At 66.6% G+C, this 23,635-nt stretch carries 10 protein-coding genes; 2 read left to right on the top strand and 8 right to left on the bottom strand.

Annotation, left to right across the window (positions count from 1 at the left end; all coding sequences use genetic code 11):
- Positions 1-5: 5 nt before the first annotated feature.
- The 8 genes from E5A73_RS09475 to E5A73_RS09440 all read right to left on the bottom strand — a co-directional run bounded on the left by E5A73_RS09475 (position 6) and on the right by E5A73_RS09440 (position 19,716).
- Entirely contained in the window at positions 6-3,554 is a 3,549-nt protein-coding gene (locus tag E5A73_RS09475; protein WP_135963562.1) for a hypothetical protein, read from the bottom strand.
- A gap of 80 nt (positions 3,555-3,634) precedes the next feature.
- Positions 3,635-5,308: a Hint domain-containing protein gene (locus tag E5A73_RS09470; protein ID WP_135963561.1), complete on the bottom strand. Its 1,674-nt coding sequence runs from the start codon at positions 5,306-5,308 to the stop codon at positions 3,635-3,637.
- 658 nt (positions 5,309-5,966) lie between these two features.
- Complete coding sequence (locus E5A73_RS09465; protein WP_240700110.1) at positions 5,967-8,942, bottom strand: TonB-dependent receptor plug domain-containing protein; 2,976 nt, start codon at positions 8,940-8,942, stop codon at positions 5,967-5,969.
- Between the two features lie 94 nt (positions 8,943-9,036).
- Positions 9,037-10,035 carry a glycosylasparaginase gene (locus E5A73_RS09460; RefSeq protein WP_135963560.1) on the bottom strand — a complete coding sequence of 333 codons (999 nt, stop codon included), beginning with the start codon at positions 10,033-10,035 and terminating at the stop codon, positions 9,037-9,039.
- Between the two features lie 247 nt (positions 10,036-10,282).
- Positions 10,283-12,199, bottom strand: coding sequence for an alpha-L-fucosidase (locus E5A73_RS09455; protein WP_135963559.1), 1,917 nt, complete (start codon positions 12,197-12,199; stop codon positions 10,283-10,285).
- A 10-nt stretch (positions 12,200-12,209) separates the two neighbouring features.
- Positions 12,210-14,522, bottom strand: a complete 2,313-nt coding sequence (locus E5A73_RS09450) for a GH92 family glycosyl hydrolase (RefSeq protein WP_420822568.1) — start codon at positions 14,520-14,522, stop codon at positions 12,210-12,212.
- Positions 14,519-17,080 carry a glycoside hydrolase family 3 C-terminal domain-containing protein gene (locus tag E5A73_RS09445; protein ID WP_135963557.1) on the bottom strand — a complete coding sequence of 854 codons (2,562 nt, stop codon included), beginning with the start codon at positions 17,078-17,080 and terminating at the stop codon, positions 14,519-14,521. The genes E5A73_RS09450 and E5A73_RS09445 overlap by 4 nt, the downstream gene beginning before the upstream one ends.
- Entirely contained in the window at positions 17,077-19,716 is a 2,640-nt protein-coding gene (locus tag E5A73_RS09440; RefSeq protein ID WP_135963556.1) for a beta-mannosidase, read from the bottom strand. The genes E5A73_RS09445 and E5A73_RS09440 overlap by 4 nt, the downstream gene beginning before the upstream one ends.
- A 249-nt stretch (positions 19,717-19,965) precedes the next feature.
- Here E5A73_RS09440 and E5A73_RS09435 point away from each other — a divergent pair, with 249 nt between their 5' ends.
- Both E5A73_RS09435 and galA read left to right on the top strand, forming a co-directional pair.
- Positions 19,966-20,703: a GntR family transcriptional regulator gene (locus tag E5A73_RS09435; RefSeq protein WP_135963555.1), complete on the top strand. Its 738-nt coding sequence runs from the start codon at positions 19,966-19,968 to the stop codon at positions 20,701-20,703.
- A gap of 24 nt (positions 20,704-20,727) precedes the next feature.
- The gene (galA, locus tag E5A73_RS09430) at positions 20,728-23,634 is read left to right on the top strand and encodes a beta-galactosidase GalA (RefSeq protein WP_135963554.1); all 2,907 of its coding nucleotides are present in this window, start codon (positions 20,728-20,730) and stop codon (positions 23,632-23,634) included.
- Position 23,635: the final 1 nt, after the last annotated feature.

Below are 23,635 nucleotides of genomic sequence, written 5' to 3'. Positions count from 1 at the left end.
AGGAATCAATATCCCCCGGAGAAGATCTGGTCGCCCGCAAGCAGCGGCAGCGAATAGCCGTTGAGGCCGCTGCCCTGCGCGTAGACCACGCCGCCCTGCCAATCGAGCATCACTTCGAGCTGCGCGGCGAGGCTGGTCGCACTTATGGTCCCGGTTTGTCCGGGGCCGCTCGCGCGCAGCAGCCGCACGCCGCTGCGGCCCGCCGTCGGCGCTCGCTGCTGGAGTTGCTCAAGCAGATTGCCGAGGCTGGTCCCCACCGGCACCAGCCGTTCGGTACCGTCGAGCCGGACGCGGATCATCGCCTCCAGCGTGCTGCGTCCGCGGAAATAGGCGGTGGCGTATTGCTGGGGATTGGGCGTCGCGGCGTTGATGGTCGTGAAGCTCGCCGCCGCGACGATCGCGAAGTTGAGGTTGGCCTGGTTCGCGCTGGCGGTGCTGCTCGGCGACAGCAACGTGGCGGGCACGAACGCGCGATAATAAGGCTGCTGGAATTGCGGATAATAGAGGTCCGCCGCGCCCGCGACCCCCGATTGGCCCGAGCCCGTCGTGCTCTTGAACGGTGGCGGCACCTGCAACGCATTGTGCGCGGCGAGCTGGCTGAGAAACCCGTCGAACCCGACGCGCCACGCGCCGTTGGTATGATAGCTGCCCATGTCGAAGTCGAACACGGTGGCGCCGGCATAGCCGTTGAGCCAGGTCGGCAGCGACTGTTCGTTGATGCTGACATAGTCGCTCAGCACGACGCGCAGCACCATGCCGGGGCGCAGATCGACATAGGCGCTGCCGGCGCTGGTCGAGAGCGACAGGCCGAAATTATAGTAAAGCTGCTCGTCGAAGGTTTGCGGCATCATCCGCGCGATCGCGGCCTGCACCAGATAGATGCCATAGGGGCTCGCCCCGGCAAGGCTCTCCCCCGGAGCCTCGAGGCTGGTCAGCAGCGAGACATATGCGGTCTGCAGCGCCTTGCGGACCGCGGTGGTGTCGAAGATCCATACGCTGGCGTCGGCGGCGATGGTCAGCTTGTAGGGCAGGCTCGCATCGCCGGACGGTTCGACGGTGAAGGGGCCGCTGACGATCGGATCGGATCCCAAGGCGGTCGCGGTGAGTCCGAGTTGCGGCAGATACTGGACGATTGCCTGCGCGGGCGGATTGGCGGCATCGCTGCCCAGATTGGCCTGCGCGGATGCCGGATAGGCATAGGGCATTGCGCTAGTGGCAGGCTGATCGCTCAGGAAATAGGCCGCGGCGAACAGCGGCAGCGGATTGGCGGCCAGCCCGGTGCCGGCGGCGGTTACGGGCTGGACATAAACCGAATAGATCTTGCTGGCATCGGCGGCGAAAGCGAGCGTGCCCGAGCTACCGTTGACCGTGACAGTCGCCGCCGCTGTCGCGGGTGCGGCATTGTCATAGATCGACACGAGATGCGCGTCGGCACCGCCATGGGCGTTCCAACTCGCCCGGAGCGCCGTGCCGTCGTAGCGCGCGGCGACCAGCGTGTCGGCTCCGGTCGGCACCGACGCGAAGGCGCTGTACGGTCCGGCGACGGCGACGCCATTGTCGGTCCGTGTCGCTGCGATCCGGTAAGCGAGTCCGGCGTCGACGCTTGCCGGGCTGGTCAGCGTATATTGCGTCGTGCCGCTCGTCTGGCTGGTGCCGTCGGAGAATTGCAGCGCATAGCCGAACCCCGCACCCACGCTCGACCAGTTCAGCGTGGCGAGCCCCGTCACGGGATGGGTGGAGGCGGCGGCGACGCGCGGCGCGGCGAGGATCGCGGTCGCTTGCTGGTTCGCGGCCATCGAGCGGTCGGCGACGATGCGCACCGGCCCCAGCAGGAGATCGACCATGACGACGGCGCTGCCGTCGGCCGGGACCGCGAGGTCCGCCAGCGGCACCGCGCCGGCAGCAGCGTCGGTGGGAGCTCCCAGCAGCAGCACTTGGTTGGCACCCGCCCCGGCCCCGTTGAGGACACGAATCGCATAGCTCGGCGTCGTACCGGCGGGGAGTCCGGCCGGGGCGGTCCAGGCGACGGCAAGCTGATCCCCAGTCGTCGTGACCGCGGTCAGCGCCGGCGTGACGAACGCGAGCGCCTGCGCCGCCGGGGGTGAGGCCCCGCCGCTGACCCCGGTCGCCTGGAGCGACAGGCCCTGCGTCTGGCCCTGGGTGATCGCCGATTTGGCGAAGCTCAGCACGGCGGTGGTGCCGCTCGTCGTCTGCGACGCCAGCGGCGTCGTGCTGCCGCTTTGCATCACCGCTACCGTATAGCCCGCCACACTCGCCGGACTGTCGGGCAGCGCCGCCCATTGCGCCGCGACTTGCCAATTGGCGCTGTTCGACGGATCGGTGCGGACGGTCACTGCGATCGGCGCCGGCGCGGTGGCGAGCAATGTCGCCGGCTGGCTGCGCGGGCCGGTGGTCTTGCCGTCGCTCGATTTGCCGCGCGCGACCACCGTCAGCCCGACCGCGCCCGTGGCGGCGTAAGTGAAACTCAGTTTGCCGCTTGCCGCGTCCACCGGGCCGGCGACCACTGAGTCACCCCGCAGCAGCCAGCCTTCGCTGCTCGCCGAGGTCGTCGTCACCATCGCCTCGACCGCGGCGCCATTTATCGCGACGTTGCCGACCGTCGGCACTGCGGTGATCAGCGGAATGCTGAGCGGCGCGGCACCGATCGCCCGCGCCGTCGTCTGCACGCGCGCGGTGACGCCCGAGGCCGCGGCGATCGAAGACCCGAACCCCGCCGAAGTCGGGCCGCCGGCAGATACTGCGATCTCGCCGCCATTCACTTGCAGCGACACCAGACTGCTCTGCGGCAGCGGCGCGCCCTGCACGCCGTCCAGCGCCCAGACCAGCGCCACGGCATTGCCGTCAAAGTCCGCCTGAGTCGTCGAGGCTGCGGCCTGGGGCACGGTCTGGGGCGGGCTGAACGGCCCCTGGCTGAAGGGGGCGGCAAAACTGCCCGCGCCGCCGGGATTGACTGCCGGCATCAGCGCCGTGGCATAGATGCGATAGGGCGCGGGATAGCCCGCGACGCTCACCGTGGCGAAGCTGCCCTCGACGTTCGCGCTCCCCGCCAGCGCCCAGACCCCGCCCGAATAACCGTAGACGAGCAATTGCGCGCCGACCTGGAAGCTGCTCGGGCCGTAATCGAGCAATGCAGTGACGTTTTGCCCGTCGAAGCTCGCACTCGCCACGGTGACCGACGCGGCGATCACCGGCGCGGTGGCGACCGCCTCGCTCCAGTCGATGCCGTCGGGCGAAGTGCCCTGCGGCACCCAGATCAAGTCCACCAGATAGCCGGTCGTCGCCGAAAGCGGAAAGCTTGGCTGGTAGAGCGCGTAGATCGGCGAGGTACCCGCGCCCGATGTCGCCGACACGCCGATCACCGAGGGATTGTCCGCCAATCGCAACCGGATCACCAACACCAGGTTCGGCGGCGTGGTCGGCACGCTCGCCTGCTTGACGTTGACCGTCAGCCCCGCAGTGCCGCGCCCCGGCGGCAAGGTCGCATAGGGAGTGACATAATAGATGCTCGAAATGATGTCGGCCGGGCTGGTCATCCGATGTCTCCCCTGAGTCTGCGGGGGGCCGTCACGTGCGCTCGCAAGCGCGCGCGACGGCCGGGGGGGTCAGAGCCTGATCAGAAGCGGCGGTCCGCAAAGGCCGACCGCAGATCCTCGTGCAGGCTTTCGTCGGCACGGGCGAGGATCGCGTCCAGGTCGTTGCGCCGGTTCAGCGTATGCGCGCGCATCGCCATGTGATCGCCGCAGCCGATCCCGCCGGCGAAATAGATCGCCGCGTCGACGGGATAGTCGCCATTGGCCATTTCGTCATCGTCGCCGATCGCGAGCGAGTAGCAGATGCCGTCATAGGCGATCGCCGAAAGGCCGGTCACGCTTGCCGGGCCGTCCAGCGTGAGGATCTCGTCCCCTGCCGCAAGGTCGCAGATCTGGCTGAACTTGCCGCCGGCCAGCGCGATCAGATGCGCGCCGCTGGCGCTCAGGCTATGCCCCTTGTCGGTGTCGATTCGATAGACCGCCGCGGTTCCGCTGGCATCGTCGCTCGACTGATGCGGGCCATGCCGCGTCGCTCGCACCGCCCAGGCGCTGCCGTCGGCGCTCTTCACCCGGTGTCCGTTGTTGATCTGCTCGATCGGCAGCGTCTCGCCACTCTCGAGCGTCACCAGGGTACCTTCGACTGCGCAATGCCACCAGAACAGCAAATTGTCGATCGTCGTGCAATTGACCGAATGCACTTCGGGCGAGTCCTTCGAACAGACATAGAAGGTCTGGTTGGGCTGATCGTTCTGCATCGGGATGTCGAACATGAAATAGAAATAGCTGACAATTTCCGATTGGAGCGATGACGTCTGATAAACCAGCGATGTCGTGTTCGCGAAATAGGTGTTCGGCCCGTCATAGGGATAATTCCACGTCACCACATTGGGCGGGCTCCCCTGCTGAACCCCAGCCACCAGTTGCGCATCGCTGGTATATTGCGAATCCCGCGCGATCGTCCACGAGCCGCCGCTGCCGTCGTCGACGACGATGTTGGTCAGCAGATTGTTGACCGTGAGGGCAGCGAGATTGGGCGTGCCGGACAGCGGGACGTTGCCTTTGAACGGACAGATCAGATTGGGCTTGTCCTGATTGCCGACTCCGGTCGGGTTCAGATAGACATAGTCGCAATCGGTATTCTGATAGCCGGCCATCCGCCCGACGCTGATCTCGATCACCTTGTGGCCACTATTGACGATCACCGGCTGGAGGACATTGGCCTGAATGCCATCGCCCACCGCCGCTTCGGCCGACAGCGCGAAGAAGCGGCTGTTGCCCGCCGGATCGGTGGCGTGGCTCAATTGCAGCAGGTGCAGCCCGTCTTTCGGCGCGGCGTCCGCCTGTGCGGCACGCGTGGGGCAGGTTAGGAAGCCGTTGCTCACCGCGACGTTCTCGCCGCAGGCCGCGAGATCGCCGGTATCCGGGTCGAACGCGAACAGCACGCCGCCGAGTATCTGTACGTCACCGCCGGCCGATGCCCATACTCTGGCGGTCGCCTTGCCATCCGGCGTGGCGCCGGCGTCGACGAGCAACAACGTGTCGGCGGGGGGATCGCCGGCGGGCGGAGCGTCGAGCGATCGATAGAGCGCGGGATATTTATCCGGAGTGAAGCCGCCGATTTCCAGCGCGAGCCGGATCGCCGCTTCGTGCGCCGGATCGCCAAGGTCCAAGTGCTGCGCCTCTCCCGGCGGCAAGCTCCGCCTGAGATCGTGCAAGGTATCGAGATCGGCTGCCGATACGTTCGGTAACGCTTCCATGCCACCCTCCCCAACAGACATTCGAGAACATCGGCGCCAAGACGCCAGCAAGTCTGACCAATTGCTACGCTTCCACCGAATAGACGTGCCGATTGCTCCCGCTCCCCGAGGAGGTGCAAGACCGCATCCATCAATCTCAACGGTGAAACAAAATACAGACGAAAGTTAGTGTCCAAAATGGACTTATCTGCGACTCGCTTGCCAATAGCGTATCAGAACTTATTTGGGCTGAACATTCCGAAGAAGAAAAAAATCGAAACTTCACGGTTTAAAAATCCATTAGCCACAAATTCAGGTCGGATATTTGCAATGATGCCTCTCTAATCCGACGGAAAGCCAATGAAGCCAACAATATGCAGTGGTTGCCGACGGCCGAAGTCGACCACGAGCAAACCCGGCGGCGCTCGAACACAGTATCGCGATAGCCGTGGTGTCCGCCCAGCCTTGCGATCCACGACCTCGGCACCGGCTCAGCGCGCGCTTGCCGCGCTCGCGCGGAAGCCCGGCCCAAAAGGAAAAAAAGAGCCCACCTCCGTGAGGAGGCGGGCCCATGGGGGGAGACCCTCGGGGTCGAGGGTCAGGGCTTAGAAGTCGATCGTCGTAGCGATGACGATCTCGCCCCCGGGAAATAGATCCCGGGAGGCGTAGCGGTTTGGCGTCACAGGCGGAGCGAAATGCCCGCGACGATCTGCCTGCCGAGTAGGTCGTAGCCCATGATTGTATTGCCACGCAGCAGCCCGATGCGGGCGCGGCTGTCGGGGACGAGCGGCGGATCGCGATCGAAGATGTTGTTCGCGGCGACCCGGAACGTCATCTGCTTGTTGACGTCGAAGCTGAGCGCCAGATCGAACCAGTCATAGGCCTTGATGCCCGGATACTGGTCGCGCCGATCGCTATCGGGCAGGTCCGGGATGCCGGTGTCGGCAGGCGCATAGACGGTCATCGGCATGCCGCTACGATGCCGCCAGTTCAGCGATACGCTGGCGACACGGTCGGCCGTGGTCCAGGTGGTGCGGAACTGATGCGCCCAGGTGGGCATGCTTTCGCCACAGCCATTGCCAAAATAGCCGGTGCAGTCACGTGGCTCCACCGTTGGCGCGCCCTGGCTGCCGACGCGGGTCATCAAGGTGCCGTTGAAGCCCATGTCCAGCGAACCGGCGCCGCCCAGACCGACATTATACTGCCCCTGGAAATCCCAGCCGTGCGACTGCGACTTGTACCCGTTTACCGAGCCGCGCGAGACCCAACCGCTCGACGGGCTGGAAGCCGGCGAGCTCGACAGCGTGCCGTTGGGAGCGCGCACGATGCCGCGACAGAAATAGTCGTTGCCGGTGTTGAGGCACTCGTTGATCCAGTCCGACGGATTGAGGAACGTCAGCTGGTCCTCCAGGTCGATCAGCCAGCGATCGACCGAGACGGTCAGGCCAGGGATGAACCGCGGGCGCAGTACCACGCCGATGGTAGTGGTGAACGCGCTTTCGGGCGCCAGGTCGAAGCCGCCTTCACGCACCGTGCAACGGTCGTCCGGGCAGATCAGCGTCGTGCTGCCGTACAGATTGTCGGGCAGGCCGGTGTTGCGGCACTGCTCGATCGTCGCGGACGGGCCATTGCGCGGGCCACCCGGATTGGCCGGGTTGATCTGCGGGGCGCAGGGGTCGGCATAGAAACCCTGGTTCCAGAAGATGTTGGCGGCCCCTGCGGCGGCACCCACACCCGGTGCGGCCTGCGACTTGTTGTACGACCCGCGGAAGATGATGTCCGACACCGGCGACCAGATGCCCTCGACCTTCCAGGTACCGAACTTGCCTTCGAGGCGATTATACTTCGACAGGCGATAGCCGGCATTGAGCTGGAGCAGCTTGGTCCACGACTGATCCTCGACCAAAGGCGCCTGCAGCTCGATATTGCCTTCGAGGATGCTCTGCGTGAAACGCTGATTCTGGGGGCCGCCAGGGTTGTTCTGCTGGTAGATCTCGTTGACGATGGTGCGTTCCATCTCCTCGCGATATTCGCCGCCCAGCGCGATCGCCAGGCCCTGCTCGGCGAACGGCGAAGTGATGCCGTATTTGCCGAGATCGCCGCTCACCGAGCCGACGAACTGAAGCAGCCGCGGGATGCGCGTGCTGATGCCGCCCGTATCTCCGCCGCCGAACAGATAGTTGTTGAGCGCCGCATCCTGGTTGAACGGGGTGAAGGCGTTGAACGGCACGCAGCTCGGATCGGTCCCGTTGACCACCGAGCGGCAGGTCGGCCGTCCGCCCACGTTGACCACGTCGAGCGAGCGGTTGATGTTGTCGAACTGCGCGAACGGCACATCGATCGTATCGAGCTGCGCACGCGAGATCATGCCCGCCAGATCATAGGACCAGACATCGTCCAATACGCGTCCCCGCAGTCCGGCGACGATGCGGTAGCCTTCATTGGTGAATTTCTGCTCGACCAGCGGCAGTCCATCGAAGCGATAGCGCACGTCGAGCGGTGCGAACTGCCCGGCGGCGCCGGCATTGGCGCCGCACAGCGTCTGCGCCTGCGACGTCGACAGGAACGGATTGTCGCAATTCACCCGGAACGGGACGTCGCCATCGCCATAGGCTGTGTAGGAGAAGTTGCGGTTGAGCTGCGTGTTGTACGATTTGTCGCGATAGAACAAAGCCGTGCTGTAAAATTCGACATGATCGCTGATCTGCGCGGTCAGGAAGCCGCCGAAATTGAGACGTTCGAACGGGCGCTGGAAGGCCCAGTCGTCATAGGGATTGGCCGAAGCGGCGGCCGGGCCGCTGTTGATCGGGATGAAGGTCCCGTTGCCGTTCGGGTTGTTGACCAGGATCTGCCCGGCCTGCGCCCCGGCCTGCGGGATGATCGTTCCGGCCGGCGTGTAGCTGGCGCGCGAGCACGACAGCACCGCCGTGTTGCTCGGCTGCACCACTTCGCACTGCGAGAAGGAGCGGTCGCGCAGCCGCACGATGCTCGATTCGCGATAGTTCACGAAGCCGCTGATGTTGACCTTGTTGTCGAACAGGTTGACGCCCGCTGCCAGGCTGACATCGGCGCGGCCGCCGTCATTGGCCATGCCCGTCGCCGAGTTGAACCCGGCGCGCCGGACGGCGTCGGTGACGTCGTTCGCGCGATTGTCGTGGTTGAAGAAGCTGTAATTGGCGTCGAGGCGGATGCCTTCGAAATTCTTCTTGAGCACGAAGTTGACGACGCCAGAAACCGCGTCGGAGCCGTAGACCGACGAGGCGCCGCCGGTCAGCACGTCGATACGCTCGACCAGCGCGGTGGGAATGATGCCCACGTCGACCGTGTTGGCGAGGCCGACGCGAAGCCCGTCGATCAGGGTCAGCGTGCGCTCATATCCCAGGCTGCGCAGCTTGATGCGCTGGCGCCCTTCGGAGTCGCTGAAATTCTGCTCGGAGTTCACCTGCACCTGCGGCAGGCGATTGAGCACTTCCTCGATCGTGGTCGCGCCCTGCGCGGCGATCTCGGCGGCGGTGGTGGTGACGATCGGGGCGGCCGAGCGGTTGTTCGGACGCACGATGCGCGTACCGGTGACGACGATGTCGCCGCCGGCGGCGGTGTCGTCGGTGTCGGCGGTCGTGACCTGCGTGGGATCCGCGGCCTGATCCTGGGCCATCGCCGGCATCGCAAAGATCGCTGCGACACAGGTTGACGCCAACAACAAACTATTCAACTTCTTCATGTGTTTTCCCCTTGAGAGACCCTGAACTTTATTTCGTGCCGCGCGGCCTTGTTAGGCTCTCCGCGGCGCGTACTTCCGTGCGGCCTTCGAGGTCGGTGACCGCGAAGGTGAAACCCGGCTGGAGCGCGTAGCCGCCCACCTGGCCGTGCGTGTCGATCGCGAGAAAGCCGACCTGCGCGTCCTTGACCGCGACGCCGCGCAACGCCGCGATGTGGAGCACGGCTTCGCGGCAGGCGGCGGCAGGCGTCATCCCGGCGCGCATCGAAGCGACCACCCGCGCGGTGCCGGCGATGCGGGTGACTTCCTCGCCGACGCCGGTCGCCGTGGCGCCGCCGACGCCTTTCTCGACGAACAGCCCGCAACCCGCCTGCGGCGAGTCACCGATCCGCCCACGCAATTTGAACGCCATGCCCGAGGTGGTGCAGGCCCCCGCGAGCCGCCCGTCCGGGCCGCAGGCGAGCATGCCGATCGTGTCATGATCGAGCGCGGAGCCGCGCTGATTCTCGCTATTGGCTATCGGCTGGTATTTCGCGGTCTTCAGCCAGTCGCGCCACGCCGCCTCGGCTTCGGGGGTGAGCAATTTGACGGGCTTGAAGCCCTGCGCGAGCGCGAACTGACGCGCACCCTCCCCCACCAGCATCGTGTGCGGGGTCTTTTCCATCACGCGGCGGGCGACCGAGATCGGGTGCATAATGTCTTCGAGCGCCGCGACCGCGCCCATATTGCCGGCGTCGTCCATCAGAATCGCGTCGAGCGTCACATGGCCGTCGCGATCGGGATAGCCGCCATAGCCCACCGAGTGATTGGTCGGATCGGATTCGGGGACCTGCGCGCCCGCTTCGAGCGCGTCGAGCAGCGTGCCCCTCGCCTTCCAGCGCGCATAGGCAGCAGCATTCGCCGCTACCCCGAAATCCCAGGTGGAGACGAACAGCGCCCGCGGCGCCGATCTGGCTTCGGCGATCGCAGGCGCAACGCCAGCCATGCCGGCAAGGCCCAGCCCGATCGCTCCCCGTCGCGAAGTTTCCATCCCCAATCCTTTCGTTCGACGCTGCTGGCGTCGTCCGCTTGGCAGGCGCGGCCGGTGTGCCACAATCCTGAAACACAATTCTCACGGGTGAAACATAATTTCAATACCAAAAACAAAATTGGTTTTATAAAAATGTGAGCGCGATAGGACCAATGGTTTGCGCGCGATATGCGTCGCTTCCGCCCGCCGGAGCAGGCTGCAGCGGCATTTGATGCCCTTGGCAGGGGCCGACGGCGGGGCCGTTCCGTTACGGTTTGGCCACGAATCCACCGATGCCCGCGATCGCCATGCGCGGCTCGGCAAGCGCGGTCTCGTCGAAGGAGAGCCGCAGATACCGTGCGGGGCGCGGCGCCGCGAACGGAACGCGCTGAGTCGACAGCGCATAGGCGATGTTGCTGAACTCGCCACGCGCCGCCGATTGCCAACTGCTTCCATCCGCGCTCGTTTCGGCGACATAGCGCTTCGGCGGCGATGCCTTCGACATCACGTGGCGCGAAGGCGTGAGGCTGAAGCCCGCGAGTCGCTCGAGCTTTCGAAGGTCGATCGTCACGCGCGCCGGCGCGGATGGGGTCGGCGCCGGCAGCATCCAGACCGTGCCGGCGTCGTTGTCGAGCAGCTTTTCCGCTCCCGGCGCGCTCGCCGTCACGACTTGCCAGCGGGTCACGTCCAGGATCGATGGATCGCTCGATACGATGGTCGGCACCGGGACCGGCGCCACCGCGCGGAACAAGGCGAATTCGCTGATCGCGGGGCATACCGGCGCTTCGAGAATGCGCAGCCGCACCCGCCGCGCGACGACCGGCGCGGCCAGCCGAATCACGCGCTGCGCCGAGATGCAGGCATGCTCGGCGAGCGTGCGCCAGCTACCGTCGATCTCGGCTTCGACCGCGAAGCGCGTAACACGGACCCCCAGCGGCAGATATTCGCGCAGCCGGATCACATCGAAGCGCGTCCCCGGCTTGAGGTCGAGCGTCAGCACCGGATTGGCAACCTCGTCAGGGGCAGTCCAATAGCTCTCACGATCGCCGTCGAGCACGCGAGCCGGCTCGAAGCCCGGCCCGCGGCTATGGCTGGCATGCGCAATCGCGCCTTTCGCCAAGTCCTGCGCGAAGGTCGCCCGGATCGCATCGCCGAACGACTTGAGGATGCGCACGTCCTGATCGGGAATCCGTCCGCGCCGATCCGGCGGCAGGTTGAGGTTCAGATTGGTCCCCCGCCCCACCGATTCGTCGTACAGCCGGATCAGCCGCTCGGGGCTCTTGACCTTCGAATCCTCGTCGGCGTGGTAGAACCAGCCCGGCCGGATCGACACGTCGGTCTCCGCCGGCCACCAGAGCGGCCCGCCGCGCACCCCCGAATTGCCTTCGCTCTGAACATAAGGGTGGTCCGGCATGGTCGGCCAGCACGGATCCCCGGCGACGCCGTCCTCATTGCCTACCCAGCGAATGTCCGCGCCGAGCGGATCGAAGGTGCAGGCGTCGGGCTGGAGCTTGTGCACGAGCGCGACGATCGACGGCCAGTCATAGTAACGCGGCGCATTGATCTTCCGCGCCTCGCGCGCGCCGCCATAATAGCCGTCGCCGCCATTGGCGCCGTCGAACCAGACCTCGAACAAGCGGCCATAGCGCGTGCAGAGCTCGGTCAGCTGCGCGCGATAATAGTCGACATAGGCCGGGCGACCATATTCGGCATGGTTGCGATCCCAGGGCGACAGATAAAGCCCGAAGGGGAGCCCCGCGCGGCGACACGCGTCGGCCATTTCGCGGACGATATCGCCCTTGCCACCTTTGTAGGGGCTGTTGCGGATGCAATGCTCGGTGAGCCGGGTCGGCCACAGGCAGAAGCCGTCATGGTGCTTGGCGGTGAGGATCAGCCCCTCGAGCCCGCCGGCTTTGGCCGCGGCGACGATCTGGTCGGCGTCGAAATCGCTCGGATCGAACAGCTTGGGGTCTTCGTCGCCGAAGCCCCATTCCTTGTCGGTGAAGGTGTTGATCGAGAAATGGACGAAGGCATATTGCTCGCGGCCGTGCCACCGCCATTGGCGCGGGCTCGGCACCGCGCCGAACGGCTTGGGCGCAGCGGCGCCCGCCAGCGCAGGCGCGGCGGGAAGCGCGCTGGCGGCGAGCCCGGTTGCGATCAGCGTGCGCCGGGAAAGCTCGGTCATTCCAGTCCTCTCAAGCGGGAGTGCGGCCAAAGGACGGCGGCCGGTCGGCAACCGGGCGGCCAAAGGCGCGATTGGGCGTACGGGCCATGATGAAACGCAGCGCACCGCCCTTCGCCAATTCGGCATGGGAGATCCAGCTGCGCGTCCACGGACGCCCATTCCAGGTCACCGCGGCGACATAAGGCGTGTCGGGGCCGTTGCCGGGGGCCTCGATCACCAGCTTGCGCCCGCCCCCCACCGAGACTTCGGCGCGCTCGAACAAGGGCGAGCCGAACACATAGGCCGCCTCGACCGGGTCGACCGGATAGAAGCCGAGCGTCGAAAAGACGAACCACGCGCTCATCTGGCCGCAATCGTCGTTGCCGATGATCCCGTCGGGATCGTTGCGGTACATCTCCGTGCACAAGCGGCGGACCATCGCCTGCGTCTTCCACGGCGCCCCCGCATAAGCATAGAGATAGGGGGCGTGCTGGTCGGGCTCGTTGCCATGGGCATATTGGCCGACCAGCCCGGAGATGTCGGGTGGGGCATTGGCGGGCAAGGTCGAGGGGGCATCGAACAAGGCGTCGAGCTTCGCCTCGAACTTCGCATCGCCGCCCAGATGCGCGATCAGGCCGTAAATGTCGTGCTGGTTGAGGAAGGTCGCCTGCCAGCCATTGGCCTCCGTGTAATCGCGCCAGTCGGGCTCAGGCATGTGACCGAGCTGGATCGGGTCATAGGCCTTCCACCATTTCCCGTCGGCGAAGCGCGGGCGCGCAAAGCCGATCCCGCCGTCGATGACGTTGCGCCAATTGCCCGAGCGTTTTGTCAGCCGATCGGCATCCGCCCCGGCGCCCGCCGCACGTGCTAGCCGTGCCGAGGCCCAATCGTCATAGGCATATTCCTGGGTACGGCTTACGCTTTCGTTGATCTTGTCGGCGGGCACAAAACCGAGCCGGTCATAGAGGTCGCGGCCGCGGCTATTCTCCTTGTCGGGCGCGGCGAAATCGAAGCTGCGTTTGCGGATCGCCGGCCACGCCGCGGCATAATCCGCCTCGATCCCCTTGGCGTGCGCCTCGGCGAGCGGCACTACGCCGTGCCAGCCGATCATGGTTCCCGTCTCCTTGCCCTGCAGCGGCCAGACCAAAGGCCCAAACGGCGATTGCGCGGTCTGGCGGATCAGGTCGTCGATCAGTTGCTTGGTCCGTTCAGGCTGAACCAGCGTCAGCAGCGGATGCAATGCGCGATAGGTGTCCCACAACGAGTAGCTGCTATACGCGGCGCCGTCGGCGGGCGCATTCTGCACCTCGCCGTTGAGCCCGGGATAGCGGCCGTCGACGTCCGAAACTAAGGTCGGTGCCACTTGGGCGTGGTAAAGCGCCGAGGACAGGATCGTGCGCTGATCGGTGGTGCCACCCTCGACCCGGACGACGTCGAGCGCATTGCGCCAATAGTCTGCCGCGACGCTACGCACGCGATCGAAGTCCCAATGCGCAGCCTCGGCATCTAGGTTGGCGCGCGCGCCGGCGATGTCGACCGCCGAGATGCCGCAGCGGATCATCACTGGCGCCTTGCCGGCATCGTCATAGTGAAGCACTGCCTTGAGCCGCTTGCCCGTCACTTGCGCGGCGCCGGCAGGCTGCTCGATATCGCCGTCACCGACCAAGGTGATGCGGTCGGGCCGGCGCGACAGCTGCAGCGCCAAGAAGATCCGCCGCCCCTTGGCCCAGCGGAAGGTGCGCCGCGTGCCGGTGAGCGTGCCGTCCGCCTCGATCGCCAGCATCGCCTCGTCGATCAGCGGCCGCGCGCCGGGCCGGTCGAGCACGAGGTGCGAGAGGTCGACCAGGATATGTCCGGCGCCCTTGGGAAAGCGATAGCGGTGCCAGCCGGTGCGCTCGGTCACCGTCAGTTCGGCCGCGACGCCGTTTTCGAGTCCGACGCGGTAATAGCCGGGCTCGGCATGCTCGCCGGCAAAGCGCTGGCGATAGCCGCTACCGGGCTTGTCCTCCTCGCCCGGCTGGAGCCGGACCGCGCCCGTGCCGGGAACGACCAGCACATCGAGCAGGTCGCCGATGCCGGTGCCCGAAAGGTGCGTATGCGAAAAGCCGAGTATCGAGGTGTCGCCGCGATGATAGCCCGAGCAGGTCTCCCAGCGCTCGACTCCGGTGTCGGGGCTCAATTGCACCATCCCGAAAGGCAAGGCCGCGCCGGGATAGGTGTGGCCGGTCCCGCCGGTGCCGATGAACAGGTTTGGCGCCCCGCCCATCTCGCGGCGACGGCCCGCAATGGCGGGAGTCGCGGCCAGCGCGAGCCCGCCGGCGATCAGGCTGCGACGGTCCACTATTTCGGCAACTCCTGCGCGGCGCCGCTCAGCGTGAACTCGACCCATTGACCGGGCCCGTCACCGGGCTGGCCGCCGCCGATCCACAAGCGATAGGCGCCCGGCACCACCCGTCGCGTGCCGTCGCGCGCGACGACGCTGATGCTGCGGGCACCGAGGGTGAAGCGCAAAGTCTGCGCCTTGCCCGGTGCCAGCGTGACTCGCTGGAAGCCGACGAGCTGGCGCTGCAGCACCGGGCTGGTGAGCGACCCGCCCTTCTGTGACGGCGGCACCAGATATGCCTGCACGACTTCCTCGCCGGCTAGCGCGCCGCTGTTGCGGACGTTTACGCGAACCTCAACCGGTGCGGCGGTGCCCGCGCTTTTTGCTGCCAGTCCCCGATAGGCGAAACTGGTGTAGCTCAACCCATGACCGAAGCCCCAGAGCGGCGTGCCGGTAAAGAAGCGATAGGTCCGCTCCTTCATCCCGTAATCGACGAACGCCGGCAGGTCGCTGGCCGACTTGTAGAAGGTCACCGGCAGCCGCCCCGACGGATTGTTGATCCCCGCCAGGGTCTCGGCGATCGCAGTGCCGCCCGCCTCGCCCGGATACCAGGCGGTGAGGATCGCATCGGCCATCGCCGGATCGACCGCGACCGCGCTGCCATTGGTCAACACCAGCACCACCGGCTTGCCGGTATCGCGCAGCGCCTGCAGCAGCCTTTGCTGGGCGAACGGCAAGGCAATGTCGGTGCGGTCGCCGCCGACGAAGCCGGGAACGGTGACCTGGAGCGCCTCGCCCTCGAGATCGGGCGACAGGCCGAGCACCGCGACGACCACGTCCGAAACCTTCGCCGCCGCGACGGCTTGCTGGAGCAACGGCTCGGCGGGCGGCATCCATAGCAGCCGCAGCCCCTCGTCCTCGCCATGATGGTCGAGCTCGAGCCGGAAATCGTGCCGCCGGCCGTCGCTGACGAGCGGGATTTCGACTCGCGCCTTGCCGAGCGAGCCCTGATGCAGCGGCTTGCCGTCGATCCACAGCCGCACGGCATCATGCCTGGTGCAATCCTTCCAGCAGGCCGGGATATCGATCGCCAGCGCGTAGCGGCCCGGCCCCGGCGGCACGAGTTCGCCGGTCCAGCGCACTGCGAAGCCCTTGGCGTCGAGCCCGGGCAAGGGCGCGGCGCGAGTATAGTTGAAGTCGATGCGGCGATCCTGCCGCACCGCCGCCGGCGCGCCCGTCACCGCGGCGCCGGCGAAATACTCCGCCTTCAACCCGGGCTTGCCGTCGGCCGTGAAGGCCGTTTCGGGCACCACCACCGGCGCGCCGTCGGCCAAGAGCGAGCCCTGCGCATACCGCACATCGGCCGCGCCGAACTGGCGCCGGATGCCCTCGAGAGGCGTCACCGGATCCCTGGCGGTGCCGTGGTAATTGGCCTCGAGGACATTCAGATCGTCGGCATCGGCGCCGATCACCGCAATGCGGCTGCCCTTGGCAAGCGGCAGGCGATCGCCATCGTTCTTGAGCAGCACGATCGCCTTGCGCGCGGCTTCGAGCGCCAGCGCGCGATTGGCGGGCGTGCCGACCGCGTCGAGCGCGATCCGGCGCCACGGGCTGTTCGCACCGAACAAAGTGCCAAGCGCGGCGCGGGCTGAAAGTGCGCGGGTGAGCGCGGTGTCGATCTCCGCCTCGCTCACCAGCCCGCGCTTCACTGCCTGCGGCAATGCCGCATAGGCCGACCCGCAATTGAGGTCGTTGCCGCCCTTGAGCGCGGCTGCGGCCGCCGCCGCCCCGTCGAGCCGGTAATGGTGGAACAGATGGATGTTGGCGACCGCGTCGCAGTCAGAAACCGTAAAGCCGGTAAAGCCCCAGTCACCGCGCAGCCGATCGATCATCAGCGATGGCAGCGCGCAGGCGGGAACGCCGTGGATCGAATTATACGCGCACATCAGCGAGCGCGCCTTGCCTTCGGTCACCGCCAGCCGGAATGCTGGCAGATACGTCGATTCCAGATCCTGCGGGCTCGGATCGACATCGAAGCCGTCGCGTCCGGCCTCGGGGCCGCTGTGGACCGCGAAATGCTTCGGCGTGGCGATGACCTTGGGGTGCGCGGGATCGGGACCTTGCAGCCCCTGGATGAACGCGACGCCGAGATGCCCGGTCAGATACGGATCCTCGCCATAGGTTTCCTGCCCCCTACCCCAGCGCGGATCGCGGAAGATGTTGATGTTGGGCGACCAGATCGTCAGCCCCTCATAGATCCGCCGGTCGGCACCGATCGGGCGCGCATTGAACTTCGCCCGCGCCTCGGTCGCCACCACGTCGCCCACGCGCCGCATCAGCCCGGTGTCCCAGGTCGCCGCAAGCCCGATCGCCTGCGGGAAGACGGTCGCGACGCCATTTCGCGCCAGCCCGTGCAGTCCTTCGTTCCACCAGTCATAGGCCGGGATCCCGGCCTCGGCGTCGGCAGGGGCAGTGCTCTGCAGCTGCGCGGCCTTCTCTTCGACCGTCATCGTCGCGATCGCCTTGGCGACTGCGTCGGGATCGGGCTCGGCGCCGGCAAGCAGAAATGGCAGGATCATTGTTGCGGTCCCAGGGTGCGCAGCGTCAGCGCCCGCTTCAGTGCGGGGGCGGAGGCTTGGGATCGGACATCGATCGTCACGCTCTCGCCGGGCAGCAAGTCGAAGCCGTCGTCGCTCGGTTGTGCCGCCAGTTCGCCGAAGTCGAGCATCACTGCGCGCGCAAGCGCGCCTGCGGTGATCGTCACGCTTTTGCCTTCCCAGCGGGCGCGAAGCGCCGGCACCGGATAGGCCATGTCCTTGGCCAATGCGCGCTCGACGATGGTCCGCGAGACGCTGCGCCCGTCGATCGTCAGTTCGGCGACGGCGAAGCTTGCGTTGGCATCGGCGCCGGCGAACAATTCGGCATCGGCGATGCGCGCCACTTCCTGCGCGCCCAGGGGTTCGAGGGTCACTGCCGCGCCTTTGGTGCCGAGCGGCCTGCCCGCCATGTCGAATGCGCGGACTCGCCATTCGGCGGCGATCGGCGCCATGGCGTCGGAAACCAGCGCCACCCGCGTCGCGCCGTCCTTGTGCTCGGCAACGATCGCCTGCGGCGTAAAGAAGCGCCGTGCGGCATAATGGAGCAGCTTCCACTGGCCTTCATAGTCGACGCTCGCCCAGGAGATCGCCGGCCAGGTATCGTTGAGCTGCCAGTAGAGCGAGCCCAGAGTCACCGGGCGGCAGGCGCGGTGATGCCGCGCCGCCATGTCGATCGCCTGCGCCTGGTTGACCTGAGTCAGATAGACCAGATCGGCAAAGTCCTTCGGCTTGCGCAACCGCGCGTCGAGATAGAGCTGGAGGCGTTCATTGCCCTCGCCCGCCAGAAACTTCTGATGCGCCTTGAGCACCGGGCTGTCGATCGCAAGCGGACCCGTGCCGGCGAAGCCGCGGATCGTCGACACATCGGGCATGCCCTGGAAGCCATATTCGGACATGAAGCGCGGGCACGTGTCGAGATAACGCTCGACCGGCTTCGATCCCGACCACACGTCCCAGAAATGGCGGTCGCCATCCTTGTCGGTATCGGTCGGCCCCTCATAGTCGCTCGAAGGCGAGCCCGGCCAATAGGGCGTGCCCGGCGCGCGCTTGGTCACTGCCTCGCGCAGCACCCGATCGAACAGCACTGCCATGCCCGCACCGATCCGCTCCTGTTCGTCGGCGCCGATACGCTTCTTGAATGCCTTGCGATCGGACCAATTCTCCCAGCCCGACAATATCTCGTTGCCGCCCGACCAGCCGACCAGCGACGGATGCGGCTGGAGCCGCTCGACTTGCTCCTCGGCCTCGACGCGGACATTCTCGCGGAACGGCGCGTCGGGCGGAGTCACCGATCCGCCGAACATGAAGTCCTGCCAGATCATCAGCCCCATCTCGTCGGCCATCCGGTAGAAGGCGTCATCGAGATAATAGCCGCCGCCCCAGACGCGGATCATGTTCATGTTGGCGTCGCGCGCGCTGGCCAGAACTTGGCGCATCTGCGGCTCACCGACGCGCGACGGGAAATTGTCGAACGGGATCAGGTTCGCGCCCTTGGCGAAGATCGGAACGCCGTTGATCTTGAAGCCGAAGCTGCCCTGCTTGCGGATGAACTCGGTGGTGCGCAGCCCGATCCGCTGGGTGACGCGGTCCTCGGTCTCGCCGCCCGCGTCGAGCGTCGCTTCGACTGCGTAAAGCGGCTGTGCACCATAGCCGACCGGCCACCAGCGCTGCGGCGTCGCGATCGTCAGCGGCGCGCTGACCCAATTCTCTCCGGCGACGAGGCTCGCGACCCGGCTGACTTCGACCTGTTTGCCATCGGGCCCGGTGACGCGAGCGCGCAACGCCACCTCGGCCGGACCCCCAGCCATGATCCGCCAACGTGCGACCAGGCGCGCCTCGGTATCGTTGATCGCTTCCTGATCGACCCGGAACCCATCGATCCGCGCTTCGTCCCACGCCTCGATCCGTACCGGCCGCCACACGCCGACATTGACCAGCCGCGGACCCCAGTCCCAGCTGTAATGATATTTGGGTTTGCGGATGTGCGGCGAGGTCTGCTTGCCCTTGGGTTCGTCACCGAACGCCGAATCATATTCGCCCGGCAGCGGATTGGCCTGCGCCAACACCATCGGCTGGAGCGTGCGGATCGGCGAGGCGATGCGGACGATCAGCTCGTTGCGTCCGAGCTTGAGCGCCGTCTTGACGTCCACCCGCCAACGGCGATGCGCGTTGTCGGCGGCGAGCAACTGCTTGCCATTCACTGTCACCGTCGCGAACGTATCCAGCCCGTCGAACACCAGTTCGACATGGCCGCGCGCCAGCATCGCCGGAGTCACATTGATCAGCTTGCGGAACTGCCAGTTGGTCAGCCCCGCCCATTGGATCGGCGCCTCGTTGATCCCCTTGAACGGATCGGGGACGCGCTTCGCCGCGATCAGGTCCTGCTGGACGCTGCCCGGAACATGCGCGGCGAACCATTTCGCCTCCTTCGGATGCTTCCCGACCTGTTCGGTGTCCGCCGGATCGATCCGCACTTCCCACGCGCCGTCGAGCGACACTGTCTCGCGCGGCGCGGCAAAGGCACAGACGCTGGCGAGCAACGCCGGCAGCAATGCCAAAGGTCGGGCAGCGCGAAGCCGGCGACGACGATCGGCTTGCCGAACTTCCACAACCTGCATGCGCGCACCCTTTAACTGGCGTCCGAGGACGCATTCGGGCCGATGTAACCAATATAGGTCCTGCGGCACAATAGCCGCCTGCGCCGCTTTGCCACGCGCCTTGTCGTGCGGCTACGCCGCCGAACGCTCGCGAACAGCGCAATAGAGACCAATATGAATCCACTGCATGCCATTGCCCGATCATTCTCGTTGCGATAGCGTTGCCATCGACCCGGGGCGACGGCTGCAGGGGCACCGCAGGGGAGAAGGATGGCATTTTCGGATCAGGTCGGGCGTTTCCGCGAGGACAATCGGTCTCCGCTCTACCTGCAGCTTCAGCAGCTCATCCGCGACGCGATCGGCTCCGATGTCCTCACGCCCGGCAATGCGATTCCTCCCGAACGCGATCTCGCCGTCGAATATGAGGTGGCGCGCATCACGGTGCGCAAGGCGATCGTCGGGCTGGTCGAGGAAGGCCTGCTCACGCGGCGCCGGGGCGCCGGCACCTTCGTTACCGGCCGCGTGGAGAAAAGTTTCTCCAAGCTCTCGTCGTTCACCGAAGACATGGCGGCACGCGGGCGCAAGGCGAGCAGCAGCTGGATCTCGCGCGCGCCCGGCCAGGTCAATCCCGAAGAGGCGATGATGCTGGGGCTCTCTCCCGGCGCACCGGTGCTGCGCTTCGCGCGCATCCGCTATGCGGATGACGAGGCGATGGCGCTCGAATTCTCGACCATCGCCGGTTACTGCCTGTCGTCGGTCGAGATGGTGCAGGATTCGCTCTACGCTGCGCTCGAAAAGGCCGGAAATCGCCCCGTTCGCGCACTCCAGCGCCTCCGCGCGGTGCCATTCGGAAGCGAGCACGCCAAGATGCTCGGCGTCGACCCCGGCCATCCCGGCCTGTTGATCGAGCGGCGCGCGTTCCTGCGCGACGGCCGCCCCGCCGAAGTCACTCGCTCTTATTATCGCGGCGATGCCTATGATTTCGTCGCCGAGCTCAGCGACATCTAGCGCACCTTAGTTGGAGTAACCGCAATGGATCGCCGCGAACTTCTCGTCGGAGGCGCCGGCGCCTTGCTCGTCACCCCGGTGAGCGCAGGCACGGCAGCGGCCAGATCCGAAAATGCTGACGGTTTCCCGATGCCGGCGCCGGAGCGGAACCTCCCCACGCGGCTTCCTCAGTCGGATCCCTCGCGTACCTTGCTCGAACTCGGCTGGCGCTTCCACGAAGGCGACATTCCGGTGTCCGAACCGAAGGGTCATAACGAGACCTATATGAGCGTGAAGGCAGGCAATGCGCCCGGCGCGGCAGCCATCGCCTATGACGATTCCGATTGGCCTGACGTGCGGCTGCCGCACGATTGGGCAGCCGCGCAGCCCTTCGTCGAGACGGCGAACGTCTCGCAGGGGTATCGCCCGCGCGGGATCGGCTGGTACCGCCGCACATTGCGCCTCGACCCCGGCGACCGCGGCAAGGCGATCGAACTCCATTTCGACGGCATCGCGACCAATGCGACGATCTGGGTCAATGGCAGCCTCGTCGCGCACAATTGGTCGGGCTATAACAGCGTCCATGTAGATCTGACGCCGTTCGCGCGCTTCGGCGACGAGACCAACATCATCGCCGTCCGCGTCGACGCCAACGCCAAGGAAGGCTGGTGGTACGAAGGCGCCGGGCTCTACCGCCACGCCTGGCTGGTCCGCCGCGCGCCGGTGGCGATCGTCAGCGACGGTGTCCATTGCGATCCGCGTCAGGCGCCCGACGGTCGCTGGCGCGTGCCCGTCACGGCAACCCTCGCCAACATCGAGCGCGGCGTCGCGGCGGTGACGGTGGAGGCGACGTTGCTCGACCCGACCGGGCGCGAAATCGCGACCGGGCGGACCGAGGCGACGGTGCCCACGCTCGACCGGGTCGAGACTGAAGTCATCCTCGACGCCGGGAGCCCCGCGCTTTGGTCGGTCGAGAAGCCGACCCTCCATACCGTCCGCACCCGGGTGCTGCGCGATGGCCTCGCCGTCGACGAACGCCGCATCGCGATCGGCTTCCGCAGCGTGCGCTTCGATGCCGACAAGGGGCTGTTCGTCAACGACGCGCCGGTCAAGCTCAAGGGCGTGTGCCTGCATCAGGATCACGCCGGCGTCGGCGTCGCGATCCCCGATGCACTGCTCGCCTGGCGGCTCGAGCGATTGAAGGCGATGGGCTGCAATGCGATCCGCATGTCGCACAACGCCCCCACTGCCGAACTGCTCGACCATTGCGACCGGATGGGCTTTCTCGTCATGGATGAGAACCGCATCTTCAATCCCGCGCCCGAATTTCTCGCCCAGCTCGAATGGCTGGTGCGGCGCGACCGCAACCATCCCAGCATCATCCTGTGGTCGGTATTCAACGAAGAGCCGATGCAGGGCACCGAAGCCGGGGTCGAGATGGTGCGCCGCATGTCGGCCGCAGTCCGCCGGCTCGACCACAGTCGCCCGGTCACCGCCGCGATGAACGGCTCGTTCTACAATCCGGCGAACGTGTCGAGCGTCGTCGATGTCATGGGCTTCAATTACTACCAGGGCGATTACGACAAGTTCCACCGGCTGAACCCGACCAAGCCGATCACCAGTTCGGAAGATACCAGCGCATTCGAGACCCGCGGCGCCTTCGCGACCGATTCCGCCGGTCATGTGATCACTTCCTACGACACCGAAGCGGCAAGCTGGGGCGGCACGCACCGCGACACTTGGAAGGAAATCGCCGCGCGGCCGTTCGTTGCCGGCGGCTTCGTCTGGACCGGGTTCGACTATCATGGCGAACCGACCCCGCACGATTGGCCGACCATTTCGAGCTTCTTCGGCATCCTCGATCTGTGCGGCTTTCCCAAGACCGCGTTCGACATCCACAGCGCGCACTGGATCGACGACCGGCCGGTCGTCGCGATCGCGCCGCACTGGACATGGCGGGGCCGCGAGGGCGAGCCGATCAAGGTGTTCGTCGCCAGCAATGCCGAAACCGTGGAATTGCGCCTCAACGGCCGCGACCTCGGCGTGCAGCAGGTCGACCGGATCATGGGCAACGAGTGGACCGTGCCTTATGCCCCCGGCCGGATCGAGGCGCGCGCGATGCGCGGCGGCAAGGTCGTGGCGGTCGCGGTGCACGAGACAGCGGGCGCGCCGGTGGCGCTGCGGCTCACGCCCGCCCGATCGGTGATGGCAGGCGACGACGAGGACGCGCAGCCGATCACGATCCACGCGGTCGATGCGCGCGGGCGCCACGTCCCGACCGCCAATTTGATGACACGCTTTACCATCGAAGGCGCGACGTTGCTCGGCGTTGGCAATGGCGACCCGAACAGTCATGAGTCCGAGCAGTTCGCCGGCCCCGCCGGCACGCGCTCGCTGTTCAACGGGCTGGCCCAGATGATCCTGCGCGCAGGCAACGGCCGCGGGCGGATCACCGTGCGCGCCACGGCAGAAGGACTCAAACCGGCAACGCTCGCGATCGACCGCGCTGATATCGCGCCGCGCCCGCAAATCGCGCCGTCGCCGCCAGCGGTGATGCAGGTGCGCGACTGGCAACGCTCGGCGGCTTTTGCAGAGCGTCCGGACCCGGCGCTCGCGCCCGCCGATGGCGATAATAACAGCTGGGATGTGATCCGCAGCGGCCAGCCTACCCCTGCCGAGGCCCGGTCCGTCTGGCGCCTCTATCGGGCGCGGGTAACGCCGTGGAAGCGCATTGCCGCGGAGGGAGGCGTGATCCGTTTCGCGGCACTCGGTGGCCGCGCCGAGCTGTGGATCGATGGTACTCGCGTGGCGGTCAAGGACGCCGCGGCCACCGGACCGATGCGCGCCACGATCGCGCCCGGAGCGGGACCGCGCACCATCGTGCTGCTCGTCGAAGCGCCGGCGGCCCAGCCGTCCGGTATCCTCGGGCCCGTGGGAATTGCGCCACGCTGAG

Origin of the sequence: Sphingomonas gei (assembly GCF_004792685.1) — a bacterium.
In the GTDB taxonomy this organism is placed as follows: domain Bacteria; phylum Pseudomonadota; class Alphaproteobacteria; order Sphingomonadales; family Sphingomonadaceae; genus Sphingomonas; species Sphingomonas gei.
Note: the sequence above shows the minus strand (reverse complement) of the source record. Positions and strands in the feature narration are given on the sequence as shown.

Coding starts and splice junctions, on each gene's coding strand:
- E5A73_RS09475 (WP_135963562.1), bottom strand. CDS start 3,554: ATGACCAGCCCGGCCGACATCATTTCGAGCATCTATTATGTCACTCCC.
- E5A73_RS09445 (WP_135963557.1), bottom strand. CDS start 17,080: ATGATCCTGCCATTTCTGCTTGCCGGCGCCGAGCCCGATCCCGACGCA.
- E5A73_RS09470 (WP_135963561.1), bottom strand. CDS start 5,308: ATGGAAGCGTTACCGAACGTATCGGCAGCCGATCTCGATACCTTGCAC.
- E5A73_RS09465 (WP_240700110.1), bottom strand. CDS start 8,942: ATGGCCCAGGATCAGGCCGCGGATCCCACGCAGGTCACGACCGCCGAC.
- E5A73_RS09455 (WP_135963559.1), bottom strand. CDS start 12,199: ATGACCGAGCTTTCCCGGCGCACGCTGATCGCAACCGGGCTCGCCGCC.
- E5A73_RS09460 (WP_135963560.1), bottom strand. CDS start 10,035: ATGGAAACTTCGCGACGGGGAGCGATCGGGCTGGGCCTTGCCGGCATG.
- E5A73_RS09440 (WP_135963556.1), bottom strand. CDS start 19,716: ATGCAGGTTGTGGAAGTTCGGCAAGCCGATCGTCGTCGCCGGCTTCGC.
- E5A73_RS09435 (WP_135963555.1), top strand. CDS start 19,966: ATGGCATTTTCGGATCAGGTCGGGCGTTTCCGCGAGGACAATCGGTCT.
- galA (WP_135963554.1), top strand. CDS start 20,728: ATGGATCGCCGCGAACTTCTCGTCGGAGGCGCCGGCGCCTTGCTCGTC.